The sequence below is a fragment of the Chitinophaga sp. ARDCPP14 genome (assembly GCF_051362515.1).
Taxonomy (GTDB): domain Bacteria; phylum Bacteroidota; class Bacteroidia; order Chitinophagales; family Chitinophagaceae; genus Chitinophaga.
On the sequence record NZ_JBKIXB010000007.1, the window covers coordinates 135,014 to 157,266 of the forward strand.

The 22,253-nt window shown below is 48.2% G+C and carries 11 protein-coding genes; 2 read left to right on the forward strand and 9 right to left on the reverse strand.

From position 1 onward, the window contains the following. Positions 1-473: 473 nt before the first annotated feature. From ACLHR0_RS20090 to ACLHR0_RS20125, 8 genes are all read right to left on the reverse strand, one after another. A complete protein-coding gene (locus ACLHR0_RS20090; RefSeq protein ID WP_436488989.1) occupies positions 474-1,247 on the reverse strand; it encodes an SDR family oxidoreductase in 774 nt (257 codons plus the stop codon). Positions 1,248-1,267: 20 nt separating this feature from the next. Then, a complete protein-coding gene (locus ACLHR0_RS20095; protein ID WP_436488991.1) occupies positions 1,268-3,469 on the reverse strand; it encodes a hypothetical protein in 2,202 nt (733 codons plus the stop codon). A 367-nt stretch (positions 3,470-3,836) separates the two neighbouring features. Further along, on the reverse strand, positions 3,837-5,126 hold the full coding sequence (locus tag ACLHR0_RS20100; RefSeq protein WP_436488992.1) for an MFS transporter: 1,290 nt from the start codon (positions 5,124-5,126) through the stop codon (positions 3,837-3,839). A gap of 2 nt (positions 5,127-5,128) precedes the next feature. Continuing rightward, entirely contained in the window at positions 5,129-6,925 is a 1,797-nt protein-coding gene (locus ACLHR0_RS20105) for a class I mannose-6-phosphate isomerase (RefSeq protein ID WP_436488994.1), read from the reverse strand. A gap of 4 nt (positions 6,926-6,929) precedes the next feature. After that, a complete protein-coding gene (locus ACLHR0_RS20110; RefSeq protein WP_436488996.1) occupies positions 6,930-9,893 on the reverse strand; it encodes a glycoside hydrolase family 38 C-terminal domain-containing protein in 2,964 nt (987 codons plus the stop codon). Positions 9,894-9,996: 103 nt separating this feature from the next. Beyond that, complete coding sequence (locus ACLHR0_RS20115; protein ID WP_436488997.1) at positions 9,997-11,499, reverse strand: RagB/SusD family nutrient uptake outer membrane protein; 1,503 nt, start codon at positions 11,497-11,499, stop codon at positions 9,997-9,999. A gap of 56 nt (positions 11,500-11,555) precedes the next feature. Then, a complete protein-coding gene (locus ACLHR0_RS20120; protein WP_436488999.1) occupies positions 11,556-14,624 on the reverse strand; it encodes a SusC/RagA family TonB-linked outer membrane protein in 3,069 nt (1,022 codons plus the stop codon). Between the two features lie 183 nt (positions 14,625-14,807). Next, positions 14,808-16,118, reverse strand: a complete 1,311-nt coding sequence (locus ACLHR0_RS20125) for a hypothetical protein (RefSeq protein WP_429050272.1) — start codon at positions 16,116-16,118, stop codon at positions 14,808-14,810. Positions 16,119-16,364: 246 nt separating this feature from the next. Between ACLHR0_RS20125 and ACLHR0_RS20130 the strand changes: the two genes are divergently transcribed. Next, positions 16,365-17,096: a GntR family transcriptional regulator gene (locus ACLHR0_RS20130; protein ID WP_079473525.1), complete on the forward strand. Its 732-nt coding sequence runs from the start codon at positions 16,365-16,367 to the stop codon at positions 17,094-17,096. A gap of 87 nt (positions 17,097-17,183) precedes the next feature. On the opposite strand, the gene ACLHR0_RS20135 is transcribed toward ACLHR0_RS20130, so the two are convergent. After that, positions 17,184-18,068: a COG4315 family predicted lipoprotein gene (locus ACLHR0_RS20135; RefSeq protein WP_429050270.1), complete on the reverse strand. Its 885-nt coding sequence runs from the start codon at positions 18,066-18,068 to the stop codon at positions 17,184-17,186. A gap of 158 nt (positions 18,069-18,226) precedes the next feature. Between ACLHR0_RS20135 and ACLHR0_RS20140 the strand changes: the two genes are divergently transcribed. After that, the gene (locus ACLHR0_RS20140) at positions 18,227-22,252 is read left to right on the forward strand and encodes a DEAD/DEAH box helicase (protein ID WP_436489002.1); all 4,026 of its coding nucleotides are present in this window, start codon (positions 18,227-18,229) and stop codon (positions 22,250-22,252) included. The last annotated feature ends 1 nt before the right edge of the window (position 22,253 follow it).

The following is a 22,253-nucleotide window of genomic DNA, read 5'->3' on the forward strand; positions in this document are numbered from 1 at the left end:
TATTAGCTTTCAGCGCAATTTCTGAGGAAATAGTGAAACAGTTTGTCTGAATGATGTGGTTACTTATTACCGGTTGAAGTGCCTGTTGTTGCTGCGTTTTCTGGTATTGGGGGTATGATTTTGTAAGCGTATCTAAGGAAGAAATAAACCATATTACTCATTCTTAAATCAGGTTATTATGGAAAACATACTGAACCAGCAACGTGATGAAGGAAAGGTAGCAAGGCGATAGAAAATCAAACGGCCAAACTGCCGTCCGATACTTTTTTGCGGGCATCTAAAGGTGCGATGGGATGGTCGCTGGCGCTGCAATGCTTAGGCAAGAAACATATCAGCCTTTTCATTGGTCAGTGGGCAGCCCTTCCTGCTTTTCGGTGTTTATAATAAGATAGTTAAGGTAGAGGGTAACGATTAGTTACATGGTGAATGAAGAGATGAAAACAGCAGGTGCCTTTGTGGCGCCTGCTGTTTTTTTAGATGGATTGCTGAACTGGAAGTAAACTGCTGGTCATTAAATTGCAGCGCCAGGGTTGCCGCAGCAGGAACAGCACCAGCGAGGCGATATCTTCCGGGATGAGCATTTCTTCTTTCTGCTGCATTTCCAGTTTCTTTTCTGCGGGCATATCCAGCAGGTCGGTGCCCACCAACCCAGGTTCAATAAGCGACACCTTGATGTTTGATGACTGTACCTCTTTTCGCAGGGCTTCTGAAAAGGCCTGGATACCGGCTTTAGTGGCAGTATACACGGAGCTGTTGGCCGATCTTACATCTGCGCTGAGAGAGCCGATGAACACAATCTGCCCCCCACCTTTTTCTTTCATACGCTTCACTGCCTCATGTGAGCAGGCCAGGTAGGATAGCAGGTTGGTGTTGAGTACATATTGCCAATCATCGTAGGTGCCTTCCTGTATGCCCTTGAATGGCACCGCGGCGTTGTTGATCAGGATGTCGAGACGATCAAAGTGTTCATCTACCTGTTTAAATGTTTCTTCAATTCCTTTTTTCTCTGCAATATCCGCAGTAAACCCATGCACCTTTCCTTCCATACCAGCGTTTTTAAATGCCTGAATGGTATCGTTCAACTCCGGCTGATGTCTGCCGAAAACCATCACCTTTGCGCCGTACGAGGCCAGCAGGAGGGCGGTAGATCTGCCAATTCCGGTGGTGCCACCAGTGATCAGGATTTTTTTTCCTGTGAGTTCTTCCGGTTCATATTTACCGATTGATGAAAAATTTGTTTGCTGCATAAGAATACTTTTTAAATGGTTTATTTCCAGGAGACAGTAATCTGCTGGTTTCCTTTGAGTTTAAATTCAAGATGTCCATTGTCACACGGAGTGCCGTTTATTTCCGTTTTCTCATCTGTTACTTTGATCCGGGGTAGGGCAGTACGTTTCTTTATAGCTATAATACGCATATGACAGACTCCTTTTTTATGTCCCAATACGCGGAAGGTGACCGTTTTGCCTTTTATGGTAAAGCCGCTTGTAGGATAGTCGATGAAAATGAGCAGCGATTCGCCGGGAACCGTGTAATAGTGGCGGGGAATCAAAGCAAAAGCAAGTCCGGAACCATATACTTCCTGGCCTACAGTCCCCGACTTGTTCCAGCCCTCCTGCAGATCTTCCACGGGTATCCACAACTGTTTCGCCACTTCCCCGGTTTTGGTGTCTTCCGACAGGCAATCTTCCGGTAACATGGGCGGATAATAATAGGCTGCGCGATAAATATAGTAGCGTGTAAATTCACTGAGCAGTAACCTGACTGATTCAGGTATGGGGATGTTTTCCGACATCAAAAGATAATCCCCGAAGGAAGAAAAACATTCGGTTTCCTCGTAAACGGCTGTATATGGCGCTTCCGGTAGAGGAAAAAGCGCGAAAAAAGTAGGGTAATTTTTTGCATAACCATAATTGCAGTCCCACAGCCATACATTTTTAAACATATTAGCGAGACAGAGATAGCTGATATTCAGGAATACTTCTTCCTTTGTAAGGGTATATAACTTCAATGCGGTAAAAGCAGAGAAAGCCGTATTGTTAGCCTGGTAGAAAACCTGGAATCCTTCTCCCTGTAGCGAAAGACAAGCTGCTTTTGCTTCCTGCAGATATATTTCTTTTTGTGTAAGCTCCCATGCCAGCAACATCACTTTTGCATAAATACCGGCTACATCTTTTTCTCCGCCTTTGCCCGGTGCAGTTTCCGCTTTTATCACTTCCAATGTTTCCATGTTATAAAACACCGGCCATTTATAATTGAAATGATGGGCTACTCTTATCGCAAAATCCAGCGAAGCGAAAAGCATTTCCCTGATACTTTCATGCCCCTGTTTCATCAACCTTACCAGGTTCATTAACGGATGATGAAGGTACCAGCTATCCATGACCAGCGGACGTTTATGTTCTTCCGATTTATCCAGCCTGTCCTGTGCTGCGGGGAGCCACCGGACCAATGTTTTAAGTTTTTTATCATAGAAATCCGGTATTACCGTTACAAGATCCCTTATCATCTGCATATCCCGCCTGCTCCATTGCTGGTAATCCACCAGGGGAAGCAAAACACTCAGCTGTACCATCAGTTCCGGAGGTGTTTTATAATCGCATACATAGGCGTTCAGAAAAGCATGACCATTTACCTGGCACCAGCTGCCGGCGCTATGTTCCAGGTCGTACCATGTTTTATCCAGTATTTCCGGCCAGTGGTGATATTGGGTTGCTGGTTTTGGGAGATGGAGATATATTTCTGCCAGCAGGTCCATAAATTGCTTTGACATGGCTATTTCATCAGCAGGCGTTTTGTCGTCCATTACTACAAATGTGTCGCTGATGGTGTAAGTTTTGCCTGCCTTTAAAGAATGTTCATCTGATACAGGCAGCATAAAGCCTATATCGGGCCATGTGCCGCCCACGGAATTACTGACGGATGTTTTTGTTTGTTCACAGTATTTGTCCAGCGAGGTAAGGTTCTGAAGATAAAGTACAGATCCCGAACCAGGTTCCTTTATACTGAAATAGATCATTCCTGTACGCGCGCCATTTTGTGAAAGATGTATGTCACCTTCCGGGATACCCTTGTAACCACTTCGTTTCAGTGGCATAATATCACGTGGCCAGTAGTGAAAGATGAGCGGAGCAATTGGTGTAACGGTTGTTTTACAACGAATCGCCGGGTGTCCGTTATTATAAAGGTCCAGCGTTACCACATAGGAAGCCGCCAGCGTTTGCAGATGAAAAACAGCCTGGTTCTTTTTCCTGACAGTACGTTTGATCACGATCTTGTCGTGCGGGGCATATACCGCCCTGAAAGTAATACGGGCGCCTTCCGGCCACTCGGCCAGCACCCATAAGGCATCTCCTGTACAGTATACGTAGTAATGACAGTCGCCGGATTGCTGGTAAAAGATCTCTTTTAATTCAGGGTTATTGAATATTTCATTAATGGCCGTTGCGTGAGGTGAAATTCCTTCCATAAATCATGTATTTAAGCATGCTCCAGGGTTAAAATATGTACGCACCACGAGGTGACGAGCAAGAGTTGTATACAGGCATCCAACAGGTATATTTTTGATATCACTGCTTTGGATACATATATCACATCTACCAGTAGTAATACAAGCGCTGTGCCTGCGCCAATAATCAATGTTCCTATGGTAGCAGCCCCTGGGTGCGTTAATTATTAAACACCGCATAAAAATCCGTACCAGTCAGGAGGTTAGACCGGAAGACAACAAAAAGCCTGTTACATAGCACACGCAGGCATTATAAACGTGGATGAAAAGCCACGGACTGATATTTAGAAGAGGGACAGATTGTACAATGTTTTACAGGGCTTCCATATTAATGGAGCCAGTGGTTCTGAATGGCTTCCATCGATTGACCTTTGGTTTCCGGCACCAGTTTATATACCGTTATAAAAGCGAATACACAGCATAGCGCAAAGCACCAGAATGTTTGTGGTGTTCCCACAGATGCCAGCATAACAGGCGTTAACTGCCCCATGATGGCGTCGGCGGTCCACATCACCATGATGCTGAGTGACAGCGCCTTCGCGCGTATGCTGTCAGGGAATATCTCGGCTGCAATCACAAATTTCAATGGGCCGATGGAGAAGGCGAAGCAAGCCAGGAAAGCCAATACACAAAGCAAGAGACAGATGCCATTAACGGCGCCAACGTAGAAACAGATGCCGGTCAGCAGCAGGCTCACTGCCGCGCCGGCTGTTCCCCATAGATACAAGGGGCGCCTGCCAAGACTGTCGACTTTCCAGATCGCAATAAACGTAAAGAGCACGTTTGCTGCGCCAAAAAACAGCTGGCTGATGAGGGAGCTGTCCAGCGTAAGCCCGGATTGGTGCAGGATAGTAGGGCCATAGTAAATAATGGCGTTGATCCCGCTGAACTGTGAGAATAATGGCAGCAGGATGGCGATCAGCAAAGCACGGCGGTAGCGCGGCGCCAGCAATTGCGTATAACCGGCGGGGTTAGCTTTTGTTGTAGCATGCCTGAGCTTCAGCCAACGCGGACTTTCCGGAATAAAAGCGATACCCAGTAAAAAAAGCAGTGCCGGAAAAATGCCTACACCAAACATTTTGCGCCATACCTCCAGGCCGGTGATCAGCAGCCATCCGCTTTGGGCTGGTGTGGCGGCATATTTCAGGAGCAGCGCATTGCTGCCATAGGCGCTGAAAATACCGATGGTAACAGCCAGCTGGTAATAGGTAACCAGCCGGCCACGCAGGTGGTCCGGGGCAATTTCGGAGAGATAGAGCGGCACTACGCTGGAGGCGATACCTACCGCCATGCCGCCTAGTATGCGTGCTGCAATAAGCCAGGAAAATACCGGGATAAAAGTGCAGCCCAGCGCAGTGAGTACAAACAGGGCTGCTGACAGGAACAACAACTTTTTTCTGCCAAGCCGGTCACTGATATCACCGGCAAAAATGACCCCGGCAATACAGCCTGCCAGCGCCGACGAAACAAACCAGCCCAGTTGTGCGGGCGACAAAGAAAACCGGTGCTCCACAAAAGGCAGGATGCCGGATACCACGGCCATGTCAAAACCAAAGAGGAAGCCGCCCAGGGAGGCTACCAGCGTAATAAAGGTGAGATGTTGACCGCGTTGCTGCATGTTCAGGTGGATGCTATTTGTTGATAAACCGGATGCGATGGTTTTAAAAAAGCTTTGATCAGTTTCACCGGTTCCCCGTTATTGCTGGTAATCCGGCAGTCTATCGCCGCTGCCGGTATCACAAAAGTTTCAGCATAGTGATATATATTCGTATGTCCGTTGGAGGTAGTAACCGTTACTGCACTACCTTCTACGAGCATCATCACCAGGCAGTTGCCATCGGTAGTTATATTAACGCTGTTGCTGAATTCCAGCCGGTGCACATCGTAAAAATGTGCTGCATGTGTTGGCAGGTGCACCAGCCGGTAGTCTGCCCTTTGCTCTATTGTCACGGGGGCAGCAATGAGCTGCTCTTTTACAGCCTTGCCCTGCCTGTTGAAATCCAGGTTATGAAATGCATGATCTATATTGATGGCCCTTGGTTTTCCATCCAGGCCGGGCCGCAGCCAATCGTACATTTTAAACGTAAAAATGTACGGGGTGGCGCTGATTTCCAGTACAAGATTATTGGCGCCGGCGCTATGTACAGTTCCGTTGGGCACCAGGAACAAGGTATGTTTATCTGCTGTATGTTGCTGTACAAAATCCGTTATTTCTACCGGAATACCAAGATCCCGGCTGTTTTCCAGTTTGGTTCTGAATATTCCGGGATCAATCCCATCCTGGAAACCCAGGTACACAGTGGCGCCGGCTTTGCAATCCAGGATGTAGTAAGTTTCATCCTGTGTAAACGTTTCACCGAAATGTGTGCGGATATAATCCATGGAAGGATGGCATTGAATGGATAAGTTGCCGCCGTCGAAGGTATCGAGGAAGTCGAACCGGATGGGGAATTCATATTTGAAGATCGGGGCATGATTGCCGAGGATAGCCCTGTGCTGCGCATACATCAGCCATTCGAAGGGAATTTCCATCAGGTAGCCATCGCTTTCAAAGAGCACCCCGTTTTCCGGAACAATCAATTCAAAAGACCATGCGTAATTTACTTCTTCGGTGTTGATACCATTGATATGTGTTTTTAGCCACTGCCCGCCCCAGGCGCCGGCTTCAAACCAGGGCCGCACCCTGAACGTGGAATGAACCAACTGGTCAATGCCCGCCTGCAGATCTTCATTAAATGCCCAGGCAATATGATCCGGCCACTGCGTATCTGCCATGATGTGGATACGTGGCGCCAGGGTTTGCTTATAATGATTGAGCACTACCCAATCCACAAAGTAAAACCGTTTATACATTTGAGTACTGCCGCCGGCAGTATCACAGCCCAGGTTGGTAATAGTGCCTGCGCGCATGCGGTACTGCAATTCATTTTTGGGTATGTCCAGGTATATCAGCGGCGCAGCAGCATCGGTGAGCGCAGCGCCCACGCCTGATACAATGTGAAGGTCATAAGGGCCATCGAATGACAATGCCCCCAGTTTCTCCTCATCAAAGAAATCGGTGATCTGTAAAGAAGTCTTTTTGCCCCATACATCACCTTCGCTGCCAATAAAGGGATCGACCAGCTCCTGAATGTTATCACTGTTTTTTAGCAGGCAATGCGTATCATGCCATTTAACGTTTACGCCTATACGTGTAAATTCCGCTTGCAGGGCAGCGCTGATCTTATCCCAGAAAATACCAGCATAGCCGTCTATCAGCACCAGCGGGTGCTGTACCATCCATTTGGCCAGTGATTCGTATCCTGTCTGTATCTTACCATTGCCGAGCGGATGGGCCGGGTATCTGTTATAGGTACCTGGTAGTGGGGTGGCTGCATGTTCCGGCAGCAAGGGCTGTGCTGATTCTCGCCAGATCATAATCTTATTTTTTTTCCACACGGATCATTATTACTCCTTTGCCAGAAATGGAGAAACTTTCCCGAAGTGTGTGCTTGTTTGTTTCCAGTATATCGCTTTCAGAAATATTTAAAGCAGTGGATTTATTCTTTGATGTTAGTGTAGCCGTGGCCGTATGAGGGGAGGTATTTACCAGTTGCAGCAATACGCCATTGCCGTCTGCCGCAGGATAGAGGTTTTCCACAAATACATTTTCCCCGCTGATGTTAAAGAACAGGCTTTCCGAAGGAGCGCCGTTTGCGGCGGCAACAACCGGTGGCTGGTGATTTTCCAACCCGCTTTTGTTAGCCGCGGCAGCATTAAACTGGCCATGCACCCGCAGGTAGTAATGAAAGACAGTGATCCCTTCCTGGTCCCTCCGGAAATTGGTATGCCACAGGTTATTCATCACCCAGGAAGAAATGAGGGGCTGTTGTTCCATAAAGGAAATCCAGCGGGGAGAGTTGTGCAGTCCGCCGAGTAGCCCTGCAGTAGGGTATTGGCCTATTTCAAAGAGCGGCGCATCGGGAGCCGACCAGGTAACGCCTGTATTTTTCCCGGAAATATCTACCCAACGTTGCTGCGTATACCAGTTCCTGTTAGTATGGGGTAACTGATCTGCTTCAGCGGTTATATTTCCCCAGGGGATGCTGTAACGTACCTGTGCACCGGGGACACGGAAGGGAAATACAAAGTGTACGCTTTCCTTGTCGCCAACGGCGGTTTTATCAATCGTGTTAGTCAGCATCACCTGGTCGGTGCCTGCGGCAAGTTGTATTTCACGGGTGAGGGAGCGCGCGCGGGGTGCGGGTGTGGTGATCAGCAGGCTAACCACCAGCGGGCCTTTTTCCTTTACCTCGATGTTTGCCTGTCCGCTGTATTGTATTCTTTCAGCAGCGTCACCAGGCATATAGGTGTATTGGTTCAATCCTGCGGAATCGGCAAAGTTGCCGCTATAGCCTTTTTTAAGCAGCTGGATGATGTTGCCTGTCTTTGGGTCTACCCGCACGGAATAAATGCTGTTATCGAGACTGTAATTTGTAACTGTCGCTTTTTTAAACGGCGCTCCGGCGCCGGGATGAATCGTGAAGCGTTGTTTAGAGAAAGGAGGCAGCGCGGTTGCCAGGAAGGCGAGTTCGCCGGTGCTGAGCCGCTGGGAGGGCAATTTCCTGCCGTTAAGATCTTTTACAACGTCGCCGGAGGTGCTGAGGGCGGCGGGTATGCGCACCAATGCGGTGCGGGAATGTCCCAGGGTATTGTAAACGTCTATAGCGGATGTGATGGTGTTGCTGGTATATCCGTTGCCGTTAGTGCTGCTGCGCAGCAGCGCTTCGGACTGGTCCCGGGCATTCAATGCAAAGCCCTGTTTAAACTGCCATTGGGCAATGGCTTTAGGGTCCTTCGGATCGGACACGCTATTGAAAGCGCCCCAGGTGTGTTCGTTGAACATGACGAGGTCCGTCCAGGTGTTGCGGAAGGAGTCGGCCGGGTAACCGGTTTTTCCCCTGATAGCCCAGATAGCGCCGGCCTGTTGCAGCCGGTCAGATGCGTTCCGGTTAATGGCGGTTTCTTTTGCAGCAGAGGCGATGCCATCTGTCCAGTATTCAGTGTAATCGCCGGTGAACACAGGAATTTTGTCTTTCCACCCGGCTTCAAAGTCGTGGAAAAATTGCTTTACCGAGGTAATAATCAGTTTGGGAGATGTATACCGCTCGTTCCATGCCTTTACTGCGTCCGGCAGCTCAGGGTCTATAGGCGCATTATCGCTCATGGCCCAGGTGAGGAGCGTCATGTTATAGGGAAAGTGGTTGTGCTCCAGCTGGGAGAGATAATCAAAAAGATAGGGGTTGAGGAAATTTTCAGTGGGTTTGCCGGTGTAATAAGGCTTGGGGTCTTCTACGGTAAAGAAGTTGGGTATTTTACTTCCTTTCAGCGTATAGCCGATAGAGTAGGGCGACGACTGCCAGAAGAGCACCTGTTGTTTCCCGGAGGCATCCCGCCAGTAGAAGGGTTTATCACGCCATTGCCCCGAACTGCCGATGCGGTCGTTGGCATTGGGTGCGCTGAGGAAGTACTTCATGCCGGTGATGGCCGATTGACTGATCAGTCCCCACGAGGCGCCTGGAACATCCCCCTGGAACATGGTGTTGATGGTAATGCCGTAATCTTTTGCGAGCCGGGCCCCCAAAGAAAACAGTTGCAGCAATTGGGCGGAAGAAGTGGCGCTGGTATTGGTGTTGGCGTAAGTCCCGTCGAGGTTGATCCAGCCTTTTTTCACCGCTTCGCGGAATGTTTGTTTCTTTTCATCGCTGGCGGCGGCGAGGTATTTATCTACCACCCAAAGCGCTTCCGTGTTCCATTTGAACCGGGCTTCCGGCGGATAGCCTGCCGTACGGGCGGCTATTTTAATGGCTTCATCGATGTTGTTCATATGAATGGCCAGCACCTTTGCCTGTACGTTGGTATATCCTACATCTACATGCGAGTGGGGCATGAGGTATACGTTCCATTGCCGGGTGGGTGAAACAATGCAGTGGGCGGTATAGGTTTGCCCGGCACTGAGCAGGCGAACAAACAGCTCGGTGTCTTTGTCTACTGCTTCGCCGGGCAGCGGCAGCTCATAGTCAACGATGCCATCGGGGCTGGCGGCCAGCGAGAGACTGTCTTCATGGCCATTGAAGTACATATACACCATTGCGGGCTGATAGCTTTTTCCCCCATGAAAGCGCATTCTTACCATCCGGGCGGGAGTGCCGTGATGGTTCAGGTAAGCGATAGTGGGTTGCAGTTCAATGCTGGTAAAGGATGCTGCCTGCTGTGATATTTCAGCGCCGGCAGGAGAAAGGGCTAAATCCCCGCTATGTGAACCGGGAAATTCCAGACCCAGTGCACTAGCATGGGCGGCCGGAAAGCAGCTACATAACAGGAGTTTTGCTACTATATGCTTCATATGTACAAACATACGGACATATTTCAATATTCGGAAAGGATACAGGGTTAAAAAAAGGGCTGACCAAAAGTATGGTCAGCCCCTGAAAACGTAATGTTATCTGCTAGAAACCCGGGTTATTTGGCAATAATTTCGGGTTTACGTCGCTTTCCTGTTTAGGAACAGGGAATAGCAGTTGTTTCGCGGCGAACGTAGCACCGAATACAGTTTTATGTCCTACAAAGTCGTCCCAGTTACCGGTTACATCGTTGTGAACTTTCCGGGTCCGTATCATATCGAACCACATTTTATTTTCGAAGCACAGTTCAAAGTACCGTTGAAGCCATACTTCGCGCTCAAAAGCAACTTGTGACAGCGCGCCCAGCGGCGCCAGCTTAGCACGGGCACGGATGGCGTTTACATAACGAAGAGCATCTGCATTAGGTCCGCCTTCTGCGCGGTTAGAGGCTTCTGCATACATCAGGTACACATCTGCCAGGCGATAAAGCGTATAGTTAAGATCTGATTTGGCCGTGCTTACCACCGCTAAAGAATCAAACCATTTGTAGATATACCGGCCTTTAAAAGTAATGGTATCGGAGCTGGGCGATTTCTTCTTATACTTAGTGTAGAAGAATTGTCTTTCCTGCACCCTTTTATCACCCGCAGGGAATGATGCAATAAACTGTGGAGTAGGATATACGGATCCATACTCATCAGAATATTGTGAAATACCCGCGTAGTTTGGAATGGTAAGCGGCGTAAGCGGATTGATGCTTGGTACTGAAGCGGCATACTGCACCTGGAAAATGAACTCCCCAAGATTTTTATTGGCGGGGTTGATCATATTCGTGTATTCCGGGAACAGGAAATAGCCACCGTTTGCAATCACCGACTTGGAGGCAGCTGCCGACAATGCGTAGTATTGATTGCCACCATTGATGGCCGCACCGGCGTAAGTCAGGTACACATCAGCGAGAAGTGATTGAACAAGCCCCATTGATACTTTGCCTGTTTTATCTGACCAGGGCAGTGTGGACTTTGCCGCGGTGAGCAGATCCGGAATAATGATCTCATCATAAATCGCTTTCGCTTCTGTACGGGGCAGGTTCAGGTTGAGATCTTTGGGCACTTCGGTTACTTTGGGAACGGCGCCGTATAATCTTACCAGGTGAAAATAATAAAGCGCACGCAGCGTATGCGCTTCTGCCAGCATGTTGGTTTTATCTGCATCCGACACGGCGGCTTGTGGCAATTTTTCAATGGCCAGGTTACAGGCGCCAACGCCCATGTATAAACGTTGCCACCAGGTATCCACATAAAAGGAAGTAGCGTTATAACTGAGGTTCTGAAAGGTGGCAAACCCGGTTTGTCCGAGATCACTGTTAGCCTTACCTGTCATGAATTCCATCAGGTTGTAAGTGTTACCCCCATAAGAAGATGCCTGTCCCTGTAAGAAACCCTGCAGGTATTGGTACGATCCGTTTGCCAGCGCGCGTGCTACTTTTGGATCAGAGAGGTCAGCATCCGGCGGAAGAAAATTCGTGGGCTTTTGTTCCAGGAATTTTTTGCAGGAGCAACTGAGCAACACCAGCAACGCGAGTATGATATGTTTAGTCGTTTTCATTTTCATATTTTTTTAATCACAAAAAAGGTTATCACATCAACAGGTACACGATTTCATCAGAAATCAAGGTTCACACCCAGGTTCCACACGCGCGGGCGGGGATAAGGGAAGAAGTCGATGTTCTGTGAGAAGCCGGTGTTGGCGCCATAACCAAAATTAAAGGTGTCTACTTCAGGGTCATAACCGGTGTATTTGGTAATGAGGAAAAGATTTTGCACGCTGCCATAGATGCGGAACCTGCGGATATGGCTTCTTTGCATCCAGGATTCAGGGAAGGTGTAACCCAGAGTGAAGTTCTGTCCCCGGATATAGGAACCGTCTTCTACCCACCAGGTATCAAAGTGGGAATCCTGTGTAAATTTATAGCTGCGCACCTGGGCAATATGTGTGTTCTGATTTTCCGGTGTCCATGCATTCAATACGGTAGCCAGGCTGTTAGCCAGCGTCTGACGGTCTTCCACAGAGTGCTTGAACGCAGCCGCTGTATTCACGCCCTGTACAAAACGGATATCAAAAGTAAAATCCCATCCTTTGTATTTGATGGTGCTGCTGAAGGTACCGGTCCATCTTGGATAGGCGCGGCCTATAATATCATACACCGCATTGCCGGCAGAATCATATTCGTATTTTCTGTCGCCCGGCAAGAGGGAGTGTTTGGCTGCTTCTGCCGCTTCATCCGTACCATAGGTACCTAACCTTTTCATTCCGTAAAAAGAACCGATAGGCTCACCTACACGCAGGATATTAGTTTGTCCCAGGAAATTGGGACCAGGGAAGATATCTGCATTACCATCGTTGAGGGTGAGAATTCTGTTTTTATTGGTAGCAAAAACGAAAGTAGTGGACCAGGTAAAGTTTGGTTTCTGGATGTTTACCGTGTTCAGGTTTACTTCCAGACCGGTGTTTCTTACTTCACCTATATTTTTATACACATTGGGTGTGTACATACCGGCAGACCACGGAATAGGTGTTGCCAGGAGGAGGTCCGATGTTTTACGGTTATAGTAATCCACGTTCAGGTTAATGCGGTTGTCCCACATCCCCAGTTCCACACCGGCGTCTATCTGGTTGGAACGTTCCCATTTGAGATCGGAGTTACCTATATACCCGGGTACAAGCGTTGGCTGGTTGGCGCCGCCTATTACGGTTTGATCAGGACGGTACTGTGGAGAGTACTGGAACTGACCAATTTCTTGGTTACCGGAAGTACCGTAGCTGGCGCGGATCTTCAGGTTATTGATGGTTTTACTGCCTTTCAGGAAGTCTTCCTCAGAAACACGCCATGCGGCCGCTACAGAAGGGAAGAAGGCGAACTGGTTGTCTTTACTGAATTTGGAAGATCCGTCATACCTCGCAGTAGCGGTAAAAAGATACTTGTTTTTCAGGTTGTAATTAACACGGCCATAGTAGGAGTTCATTGACCAGGGCTGTGTTTCTGAAGTGATGTTGTTACGTACTGATCCTGCCGCCAGTGAATTCCACTGGAAGTAATCGGACAGGAAGTTTTGTGTTTCCGCCAGGGCATTTTCATTACTGAATTGCAGGAAGGAAATACCCACTACTGCATTTAAGCTGTTATTATTTTTGAACTGTTTGTTATAAGTAAGATAGTTTTCTGATTGCCAGTATTTTTGGTAATTGGTAGTGATCCTGGCTATACCGCCCTGATCCTGCGACAGGTGAGGAAGATTGCCGGCGGAATAGAAATTGGCTTTGTTGCTGATCTGATCGTAACCAAAGTCTGTTTTAAAATTCAGGTCTTTGGTGATCTGGAACTGCATGTAAAAATTGCCGAGGGTATGTACCTGGTTATTAAGGGTATACCTGTTCTGCGCAATCTGTACAGGATTCGGACCACCTTCCAGCCCGGGAATATCGTAGTTTCCCGCCCATTTACCGTCGGGATATCTTACCGGTACAATAGGTACTTCTTCCGTTACCATTCTCGGTACGTTTAAGGAACCGTTACCATCAGACACCACTCTCTGCGTGCTGGATACGAGATTCAGACTACCGCCGATTTTCAGCCAGTCTTTTACCTGGTCATCGAAAGTGGCCCTGGCAGAATATCTTCTGAACCATGATTCTATCATTAAACCATTCTGATCCAGGTAACCAAGGGACGCGCTATAGAGCAGTTTGTCATTACCTCCCTGGAAGTTCACCTGGTGGCTGGTAGACACGGCCGGTTTATAGGTTTCTTTTTCCCAGTTGGTGTTGTACAGCGGTTTGTCGTTCTCGTCAAACAGCAGCGGGAAATGCTCATGATCCAGGATAGCGGTGGGTGTCCAGGTGCCGTGGTCCGGATCGAACTTGGTGGCATTGGCAAATGATTCGTTATATACTTTTACAAATTGCTCTGAATTTAAGGTGGGAAGATGACTGGCCAGTGTACTTACGTTTACGTCGCCCTGGTAGCTTACCTGGGTGGGACCGGCCTTACCACGTTTGGTAGTGATCATAATTACACCGTTGGCGCCTCTCGCACCATAAATAGCAGTGGAGGAAGCATCTTTCAATACTTCGATGGAAGCGATATCATTCGGGTTGAGCGCATTTGCATCAACACCCGCCACTCCATCTACTACATACAAAGGATCCACAAAAGAGTTGATAGAACCGATACCGCGGATACGCACCTTAGCTGCCTGGCCGGGGGCGCTGCTGTTGATGTTTACGTCCACGCCGGCTACCTTGCCCTGCAGTGCCTGTGAAATGTTGGGAACAGGCTTATCCATTACCTGCTCGCCTTTAAGGGACGCCACCGCGCCCGTGAGGTCAGATTTTTTTACCGATCCGTAACCAATTACCACAAGGTCGCTTAAGGTACTTACCTGTACTTCCAATGCTACATTGATGGTGGTTTGATTACCAACCCTGACCTCCTTGGTGCCGAATCCGGTGAAGGAGAACACCAGCACGGCGTTTTCGTTGGGCACCGACAGGGAGTATACGCCGTCTACATTGGCGATGGTTCCGCTGGAAGTGCCTTTAATGGCCACCGTAGTGTTTGGAATGACGGTCCCGTCAGCGGCGCTGGTAACTTTACCGCTTATTTTGATCTGGGCCATTGCATGCATGGAAAATAGGAGGCATGCAAGCACATAAAATAGTTTTGCTTTCATAACAAGTCTTTAGTGATGAGGTAATATTAGCCGGTGTTTCAGTTGATAGTAGTCACAGGAGCTGTACGTGGAAGTCCCTGTGATAACAAGTGAGATTAGGTTTTAAGATTATGGTAATACTATGTTTTTTAATAAGATCCGGTTGACGAATAAATAATAACTGAGCAGGCCCAATTGTTTATTCTACTGCTGATTAATTGCCCACTTTTTTAAAAGTGTAATGGCATCTGATAAAACACCTGCTTCTCCACGAAAATTTCCCGATCCTTTTGGCGTGCCAGTCTGAACGTCGTACCATTCAAAGAAGCCATTCTGAGCAATGACGCGATCGGTCATGGGTTTAAGCTCTGCTACGGCTTCCTGTATAAATCCGTTTATAATAAGCGCCTGGATCATGCGTCCGCCGAACCAGGTCCAGTCGCCGGCATTCTGATACACATAAGGATGCATATTCGGGAACTCCTTTGCCGGGTAAGGAGGATACACCGTGATCCCTATGGTTGCGAACTTTTCTTTGGCGGCGGCCTGAGTCATTTGCCGGTTAATGGCCGCTATTTCTTTTGGTGTATGAAATCCTGCCAGTATTGCGCAGGCAGTGCCCCCGGTGTAGAGGATCTCTTTTTCGTTGAATGAGGGGGAAAACGGGCTTCCGTTCAAATAAAGATGTGGTATGTATTTCTGTGCCCTGTTATCCCATAAATGTTTGCGTACATTTTTCCGGATATCTGTTGCTATTTTGCTCCAATCCTTTTGTGCCCGGTAGTTTGCTGGTTTGATTGCCAGGAAATCCTGTATCGCCATCACAAACATGGCATTATCATAAATATCGACCGCCCATTTTGTTTTTTCATTGATCGCCACGCCCCAGCCGGTTTCGGGTTGCACGTCGCCCCAGTCGATGGTCGTAGCGCCTTTAATCAATCCGTATTTTTCTGACCAGCGCTCTTTCAGCAGATAGGCCATAGAGGCTTCCATCCGTTGCAAAATCGTTTTATCATTTATGGCCAAAAAAAGGAAGGCTTTATCGCCGGTAACAGCCACATATTTTCTAACCGCCTGTATCAGGGAAGATTCCTGGTCGGTTTCCACGGTATTCTTATGAGCGGCCCATTGGGGAGCCAGATCGGAGTACCGGTACTGGTAGCCCACAGTTGCCTTTTCGCGTGGAATAACGCCGTCGGGTATATTTCCATCTGTGCCTTGCATACGGAAAAACAGCAATAGCATTTCTTTTACCTGATCATGAGGTAATACCTGCAGCGAGCCATTAATGAAAGTATTGAAATCCCTGATCCATACTTCGCCGTAGGAAGTGCCGGCAGAGAAACCGGTGAGTAGTCTTAATGCGCGGGCCTGTACAGTATCCAGCCGGCTATCTGCTAATACAGCTGCCGCCAGGGTCCTGGTGTTATCCTGGGCAGTCGCGTTTCCCGAAAGGAATACAGGAGCAGTGATGCCAGCAATAAACGGAATTATAGAAAAGACTTTTTTCATAATGTGGCCCCGGATATTATGTACAAACATATAAACATAATTTAATTATTGCAAGAAAAGTTTTTAATATAGCTATAACAGGCAACTTGCTTTATAAGCCGTTGATTATCTGGATGCTATATCATGATGGACGGCAGGACAACAATCCTCCGCAGGGATCCTGTTTTTTTCTCCGGAACATACATACGTTCAAAATAAGGGGGGCTAAAATTGTTTTTCTTGTTTATTTCCAGTTGCTTTGCAGGCATGAATTTGAGTATAGATCATAAAAATCCTTTACCACTTCATATACAGGCGGAAAACCTGTTGAGGAATATGATAAAAGATCCACAGTACGCAGGTGGAAAGTTTTTACCCAACGAAGTCCAGTTAGCAAAACAGCTGGCTATCTCCCGATCTACTTTACGTCATGCTTTAAACAAACTTGTATACGAAGGATTGCTGACCCGGAAAAAAGGAGTAGGCACCAAAGTGGCGGAAGCTGCCATCAGCTCTAAATCCAAGAACTGGCTGAGCTTTACACAGGAAATGACTGCGCGCGGCATCATCATCAAAAATTTTGAGCTGCATGTCACCTGGGTATTACCGGATGAAACCATCGCCAATTTTTTTGAGATCAGTCCAACTAAGAAAGTACTTAAACTGGAACGCCTGAGAGGGAAGGCAGAAGGCCCTTTCGTATATTTCATTTCCTATTTCCATCCACGGGTAGGGTTAACCGGAGAAGAGGATTTCAAACGTCCTTTGTATGACATCCTGGAGAAGGATTACATGACGGTAGCTACTTTATCCAAAGAGGAAATCAGCGCCAGATCAGCGGACAAATTTATTGCGGCTAAACTGGAACTGGAACCTGGCCACCCCATCCTTGTAAGGAAACGGTTTGTATACGACCAGGGCGAACGTCCGATTGAATATAACCTGGGTTATTACCGGGCAGACAGCTTCGTGTATACCGTGGAAAGCAGAAGAGAATAGTTTAATCTTTCATCAAAATACAACGGCTCAGCATTAATACACAGGTATTAATACTGAGCCGTTCTGTTTTACGGTTACGGGCACTGTTTATAGCTTAGGAGCGGCTGCCACGTTTTTTGTAACTACCGGCCATACACCTGGTGCAGGGAAGCTTACGCCTTTGTTAGCGCCTCTTACGCCCGCATCCTGTCCGAAGTAATACAGCGGCCAGCCTTTGTAGGTTAATTGTTTTTTGCCAGCAACGGTAATGCTGCCAAATAGTGTTTTATCGAGAGTAGACGGTACTACGATCTGGTCTGTTTCATAAATAGGCCATACCGCATTGTTGGAAAAATCAGGTTTGGTGAACTTGTTGATATTAAAACTGTCTTTAACGAAAGAGTAAAGTGTAAGACCCTTACCATCACTGAAATACAACGTTTTACCGGTACCCTCGGTGTGGTTTTCCAGGTAGTTTTTACCATCGGCGCCTACCAGCTGGGCATTGATCAACTGTATGGTATAGTCAGGTTTGGCTACATACCAGATATTGCCAACGCCTTCCCCATCTGTTTTACCGGGCGCTTCACGCACATTTACGCCACCCACAGCAGGCGCAAAGTAATACAGGGGCCATCCTTTGTAAGCAGTTTGTTTTTTGCCATCGATAGTAGTGATGGTGGTGAAGTCTTTGATGTCCAGACCAGTGCCAAGTGCAGTCTGGGAAAGGTTATCGCCGGCATAATAAAGAGGCCATACTGCTGCGCATCCACCGGCGCAGTTATTTTTGCCATCAAAGTCGTTGGAGAAATAATAAAGGGAATTACCGTCCACATCTGTCAGGTGATTCCCCAAAGTGGCGCTGGCACTGAGTTGTACCAAGGGCTTAGGCGCAGGAGTGTCGGGATTGTCATCGTTTCCGCCGCAGGCGCTGAAGAAAACGATACCAGACAAGGCTATCAATGAAAGCAGGGTGTTTTTTACGGAGTTCATGCTGTTAAAATTTTTTTTGAAATTTGAAATAATCAATACGCTATTGCGGGTTGTTGGTCAGTAACAACCTGTTTCGGTAATCCGTACCTATGCGTATTCGATAAAAACAGTAAAAAGGTTGTCTCCCCCGCAAAATATTTTCAGCTATTTTTGTTGCTATGGTCAATGAGCGTTTCTATTCAGAGCAATATGAATCACAGGAAAAGGATACCCGGCTTGTAATGGACGTCATGTCTGTGTACCTGTATCCCCTGGAAACATTTACCATTACAGACGCTGTGAACCGTGTGGGAGAAATGAAAGGCACCAGGGTCAGCGAAATATTGAAGCACCTGGTTGCAGCCGGACTGGCCATTAAAAATGTAACGGGCAATTATTCCCTGGTACCGGAAATGAATTTTCTGCTGTTCCCGGTAAATATAAAGCAACCTGCTTATTCGGTGCTGCTCCAAAGAACGCAACACGCAGTGCATGCGTTTTACAGCATGAGCGCCCGGTTGCAGGACCTGCAGCAATTGCTTACCGCTTATTTTACAGGCGACCGCTTTTTATTATCACCTCCTGTAAGGAAACTGGAAATGGAGCTGGATGAGTATCAACCTTATTTATCCTACCTGCTGTACTTCCCGGCCTATGCAGAACTGTTACCTTTTTTCAGCCAGGAAAGCCTTGACCGGATGGTATCTTTTGCCTTAAAATATAACCTGCTGAAAATGCCGCCGGTGGAAGAACTGGAGCGTTTTCGCCGGCAGTATGGTGCGGATTTTCCTGAGTTGTCACTATTACAGGGGCATCTTGATTTGCCTCCGGCAGATAAAACAGCAGATGACCTTTATGCACAGGCGGTGACATTACTGTACAGCGGGCAACCGGCAAAAGCACTGACATCCTTTGAAAAAGGAATCAAACGTCAACGGCAGTACGATAAAAAGAACAGCCTGCCGCTATCGCCGTTGTTTGCTTTTTATTATGCATTCACACTGGCGGTGTTGCCCGGTGAGCAAACGAATCCACTGATCGCTAAAATTGTAGCGGCTTATGAACGCAAGCTGTTCCCGGCTATTACCCCGGCCGTTTGTTTGCTGCATTTTCATGCAGGCCGGAAGGAGAAAGGCGAGCAGTTGTTATTGCTGATACTGGAAGGAGGGGAGGGCAACCTGCTCAGCTACCTGTCTGTATTGTGTTTGCAGCTGCTGCATCCCAAAAGTAAATTGTTGCGCACTTTTAGTACCACCGTTGCAAGATTGCTGGCATTAGGCATGGAGCGTCACTACCGGTTACTGACCTACGAATATTTATATTTATTTAAGGGAGATGATTACCAGGGATATGAAAGTATGTTCATGGAAGCCGGCGCCATTGCCGTGCACCCACCGGTATTTTCCCAGATGGAACAAACGCCCGACTGGGAGCGGCTATTAAATACACTGCTCGGCGCAGATACACATCTTACAAAAAAAGAAAAAAATGTAGTGACCTCCCGGTTAATTTACCTGATAGATTTTGACCGGTACAAAATCCAGCCGGTGCTGCAAACTTCCCAGGGCAATAACACCTGGAGCAGCGGCCGTAACGTAGCATTAAAGAAACTGAAGGAAGGGAAGGCGGAAGCCATGACAGAACAGGACTTCAGGATAGGCGCCACCGTACAGAAAGATCATTATTATAACTACGACGGGGAATCTTATTCCTTTGCTGAAACGGTATGGGAAGAAATTGCCGGCCATCCGTTATTATTTTCTGCAGATGATATCACTGTTTCCGTGGAAATAGTAAAAGCCCAACCGGAGCTGAGCGTTAACAGGTCGGGGCAAGGCTATACTTTCAGCGCCAACGTGGATGATTATATCAGTGAAACGGTGTTTGTAAAGGAAACCAACACCCGCCTGAAGATCATCCATCTCACCGCGCAGCAGCGGCGGCTGCTGCAAACATTGCAGCAGATCCCCGTGGTGCCGGCAGCCGGGAAAGACAAGCTGATCCAGGTGCTGAAGAGCATTGGTGCGCACCTGACCATCCATGCGGATGTGGGCGATATGGCCGCTAATATCAGCCGGCGGCCTGGCGACAGCCGCATTGTAATACAGCTGCTGCCTCTGGGCGATGGATTGAAAGCCGGTATTTATGTAAAACCATTTACCAGTGACCCGCCGTATTGCAAGCCGGGCATTGGTGCGCATAATATTATCGGTATCAGCAACGGGGAACGCTGGCAGGCGATCCGGGACTTGGCAAAAGAAAAGAGTAATGTAACTGCCCTGCTGAACCTCATCCAGGGAGCAATAGAACAGGACCTTTCTGATGATACCATCATTTTTGAAGATCCGCTCGACTGTCTGCAATTGCTGGAAATTATCCACCAGCATCCTGAACTGGTGAGGGCAGAGTGGCCGGAAGGGGAGCGTTACAAAGTGAAGCAACAGGCAGGCTTTGCGCACCTGAGCATTTCATTGAAGGAAAAGGACCACTGGTTTATGTGTACCGGTGAATTAAAAGTGGATGAAACCACGGTACTCGCATTAAAGGACCTGTTGGATACTACGCGTACCGTAAAGAAGCGGTTTATTGCCTTACAGAATGGAGAGTACCTGGCACTGACAAGCGACCTACGCCGCCGGCTAAACGAAATGGCCAGCGTGGCAAATATTGACCGTAACAATGTAAGCATTCAGCCCTATGCCGCGCCGGTACTGGACGAATTATTGGAACAGGCGGGCAGCGTTACTACTGATGCAGCGTGGAAAGCTTTCTCACGTAAACGTACCAACGCGATGGAACTGGCAGTAACGGTGCCGGTTACACTCCAAACCACCTTACGCCCGTACCAGGAAGAAGGTTTCCGCTGGATGACGCACCTGGCGGCCTGGGGAGCTGGCGCCTGCCTCGCAGATGACATGGGCCTGGGTAAAACCATCCAGGCGATTGCCTTGTTGCTGCATCGCGCCCCGGATGGCCCTGCGCTGGTTATTTGCCCGGCTTCCGTGGTAAATAACTGGAGCAATGAAATCAGCCGCTTTGCGCCTTCCCTGAACGTGGTGTTCCTGCATAACGGTCACCGTGCCAGCCTGATAAAAGCCGCCGGCGCTTTTGACGTGGTAGTGACCACTTATGGTTTACTCCAATCAGAAGAAACACTGCTGGCCGCCGTGAAATGGCCTACGCTGGTACTCGACGAGGCGCATACAATCAAAAATTTCCAGACAAAAACTTCCAAAGCGGCCATGTCGCTGCAGGCCGGATTTAAACTTATGCTAACAGGAACGCCTATACAAAATCACATGGGCGAGATCTGGAACTTGTTTAACTTCCTTAATCCAGGATTGCTGGGTACACTGGATCATTTCAATAAGCAATTTGTTTTCCCGTCTCTAAGGAACCCGGAGAGCACGGTGAAGCAACACCTGAAAAAACTGATTACGCCTTTTATATTGCGACGTACCAAAACAGGCGTGCTGGATGAATTGCCGCCCAAAACCGAGATTGTAAAGCTGGTGAGCTTATCACAGGAGGAAGCGTCGTTTTATGAAGCATTGCGAAGAAAAGCGCTGGAAAATATCAGGGCGCAGGAAGGTAGTATGGCACAGCAACACATCCGGGCACTGGCGGAAATCAGCCGGCTGAGGATGGCGGCTTGTAACCCGCAGCTGGTAGATGCTGAAGCCGATATCCCATCTTCCAAATTAATGGTATTCCGGGAAATAGTGGAGGAACTGGTGTCCAACAACCACCGGGCATTGGTGTTCAGCCAGTTTGTAAAGCATCTCGACCTGGTAAGGGAAGCCCTGCATCAACTGGGAATTACCTATCTCTATCTCGACGGAAGTACGCCGATATCGCAACGGGATAAGCTGGTAAAAGATTTCCAGGCAGGCACAGGGCAGTTATTCCTCATCAGCCTGAAAGCTGGCGGATTGGGACTTAATTTAACCGCCGCTGATTACGTGATCCATATGGATCCGTGGTGGAATCCGGCAATTGAAGAACAGGCGTCCGACCGGGCGCACCGGATCGGGCAAACCAGGCCGGTAACTATTTACCGGCTGGTAGCGCAACATACTATTGAAGAAAAGATTATTGCATTGCATAACAGCAAGCGGGATCTGGCCGATCAGCTGCTGGAAGGCAGTGACCAGGCCGGTAAGCTCAACGCCCGGGAATTACTGGACCTGATCGCAGAAAGGTAGC

What these genes read in the sequence shown, in the direction of transcription:
- ACLHR0_RS20115 (WP_436488997.1), bottom strand. Translation starts at nt 11,499, where the DNA reads ATGAAAACGACTAAACATATCATACTCGCGTTGCTGGTGTTGCTCAGT.
- ACLHR0_RS20105 (WP_436488994.1), bottom strand. Translation starts at nt 6,925, where the DNA reads ATGATCTGGCGAGAATCAGCACAGCCCTTGCTGCCGGAACATGCAGCC.
- ACLHR0_RS20135 (WP_429050270.1), bottom strand. Translation starts at nt 18,068, where the DNA reads ATGAACTCCGTAAAAAACACCCTGCTTTCATTGATAGCCTTGTCTGGT.
- ACLHR0_RS20110 (WP_436488996.1), bottom strand. Translation starts at nt 9,893, where the DNA reads ATGAAGCATATAGTAGCAAAACTCCTGTTATGTAGCTGCTTTCCGGCC.
- ACLHR0_RS20125 (WP_429050272.1), bottom strand. Translation starts at nt 16,118, where the DNA reads ATGAAAAAAGTCTTTTCTATAATTCCGTTTATTGCTGGCATCACTGCT.
- ACLHR0_RS20095 (WP_436488991.1), bottom strand. Translation starts at nt 3,469, where the DNA reads ATGGAAGGAATTTCACCTCACGCAACGGCCATTAATGAAATATTCAAT.
- ACLHR0_RS20090 (WP_436488989.1), bottom strand. Translation starts at nt 1,247, where the DNA reads ATGCAGCAAACAAATTTTTCATCAATCGGTAAATATGAACCGGAAGAA.
- ACLHR0_RS20120 (WP_436488999.1), bottom strand. Translation starts at nt 14,624, where the DNA reads ATGAAAGCAAAACTATTTTATGTGCTTGCATGCCTCCTATTTTCCATG.
- ACLHR0_RS20100 (WP_436488992.1), bottom strand. Translation starts at nt 5,126, where the DNA reads ATGCAGCAACGCGGTCAACATCTCACCTTTATTACGCTGGTAGCCTCC.
- ACLHR0_RS20130 (WP_079473525.1), top strand. Translation starts at nt 16,365, where the DNA reads ATGAATTTGAGTATAGATCATAAAAATCCTTTACCACTTCATATACAG.
- ACLHR0_RS20140 (WP_436489002.1), top strand. Translation starts at nt 18,227, where the DNA reads ATGGTCAATGAGCGTTTCTATTCAGAGCAATATGAATCACAGGAAAAG.